The 2,104-nt window shown below is 73.5% G+C and carries 2 pseudogenes; both read left to right on the top strand.

The window, feature by feature from the left end:
* Positions 1–1,657 (top strand): annotated as a pseudogene (locus R6V09_RS51780) (SUKH-4 family immunity protein); the annotation flags it as partial.
* A gap of 208 nt (positions 1,658–1,865) precedes the next feature.
* A pseudogene (locus R6V09_RS51775) lies at positions 1,866–2,104 on the top strand (cellulose-binding protein); the annotation flags it as partial.

Genomic DNA, 2,104 nt, shown 5'->3' with positions numbered 1-2,104 from the left:
CGCCTCCGGGTGCCCCGGGGACGCCGGGCGCGCGACCGGGCGGTACGCCTGCCGGGTCGCCGCCCCCGCCTCCCCCGGTGGGCGGGTATGTACCGACGCAGATGGTTCCGGAGCTCGGTCCGGAGGGGCTGGCCGGTTCGGGTGGTCCTGGTGGTCCCGGTGCGCCGAACACTCCCGGGGGTCCGCCTCCGGGTGGGGTTCACCATGCCGCGACGATGTTCGCCGACCCTGGTCAGAGTGGGCCCGCGGGGCCGGGTGCTCCGCAGCCCCCCGGTGCCCCAGGCGTTCCCGGTGCTCCGCAACAGCCGTACGCCCCCGGCATGCCCGGCGCCTCCGGTGCCCCCGGTACGCCTCCGCCGCCGTACGCCCCCGGTACTCCCGGTACCCCTGGCGCTTCCGCCTCGCAGGGCGGTGCTCCCGGTGCCGTGCATCACGCGGAGACCATGCTGGCCGGGCCTCCGGTGGGCGGACCCGGTGCGCCTCCGGCGCCGCAATTCCCGGGCGCGCCCGGTGCGTTGGGGCTCCGGGGATGCCTCCGGGGGCTCCGCCGCAGCCGATGCCGCCGGGTGCCATGCAGCCCGGCGCGATGCCGCCCCCGGGGCAGCAGGCGCCCGTAGCTCCCGGTCCCGGTCAGCCGTTCCCCGGTCAGCAGCAGCCTGCCTACGGCTATCCGCAGCAGGGGCAGCCGACCGTAGGACCGGGCTATCAGGCCGTGTTGCGGTACCGCGCGCCGGACGGTTCCGAGCAGCAGTTGATCCGGCGGTCCGCGCCGGGGACACCGCACCCGGAGTGGCAGATCTTCCACGAGCTGCGCGGCATGAACATCCCTCCGGACCAAGTCCTGGAACTGCACACGGAGTTGGAGTCCTGCGCACTGCCGGGCGCGTACTGCGCGCGGATGATCCGCGAACAGTGGCCCCAGGCGCGCATCGCCAGCATCGCGCCGTACGGCACGGATCACGCGAGCCGGCAGCAGGGGATGCGCGAACTCATCGCTCACCAGGGCGAGTTGCACCAGGTGGCGGACGGACCGGCCCGACTCGCCCCGGTGCGGGCGCCGTTGCCGCCGGTGCAGCCGACGCCGCCGATCCCGCCGGAGGCGATCGCGCAGGAGTTGGCGGGCGCGTTCGGGCCGGGCGTGTTCCGCTTCGAGCAGGCGGCGGTGTCCCGGCAGGGCGTGCCGCCGGTGGTGGCGCACACGCTGGTCGCGGCGGGGCTGCCGATGGACATGGGCCCGTTCTTCTGGGCGCAGGCCCAACCGGGCCGCCCGGTACCGACGTTGGCCGAACTCGCGCAGGAGCGCGGGGTGCGGCCGTCCGCCGACGCGGGCTCCTACCTCGTCATGGGCAGCGACTTCGGCAAGGCGATCTGCGTCCAGTACGGCACGGCGAACATCGTCGCGGTGCCCGTGGAGGCGGGGCCGGGCGGTGCTCCCGTACCGCCGCAGTTCGTGAACACGGGGCTGCCCGAGTTCGCGCGTTGTCTGGCGCTGCTCGGGCGGATGTGGCGACTGCGGTACGGGCTCAACCAGGAGCAGGCGGGCCGCTGGACCGTCGACTTCCAGGCGCAGCTCGCTTCGCTGGATCCGGCGGCGCTCGGTTCGCCGGAGAGCTGGTGGTCGGTGTTGCTGGAGCAGATGTGGGACGGGCTGTTGTGACCCCGATCCGCTGAACAGGCCGTACTGAAGGGCCGGACCCGGTCGTGTGATCGGGTCCGGCCCTTTTGTGTGCGCGGGTGTTCGCCCACGTTCGTGTGATGCCCGTGACCTGCCTGCGGAGTGTCGCGTTATGAACCCTTATGCCCGATACATCAAGATATGCGCGAAATCATCATTTCGTGTCCGTCGGGTGGAGAGGGGTTCCAGGATGAGCAGCGCATCGGTGTCGCCACGTGGCTTCGTGGCAGTACGGGGGCGCGGCTACCGCCCCGGCCAGGTGGACGCGTACGCGGAGGCGCTCTCGCGGCACCGGGACGCCGCGTGGGAGCGGGCCGCGCGGCTGACCGTACTGGCCAGGGACATGGAGGCGGAGGCCGACCGGCTGCGCGAGACGGTGGCCGGGCTCGCCCCGCAGACGTACGAGACGCTCGGGGAGCGGGCGCAGCG

Source organism: Streptomyces sp. W16, from assembly GCF_033194735.1.
In the GTDB taxonomy this organism is placed as follows: domain Bacteria; phylum Actinomycetota; class Actinomycetes; order Streptomycetales; family Streptomycetaceae; genus Streptomyces.
The sequence above is the reverse complement of the archived record's forward strand: the minus strand, read 5'-3'. Positions and strand labels throughout refer to the sequence as shown.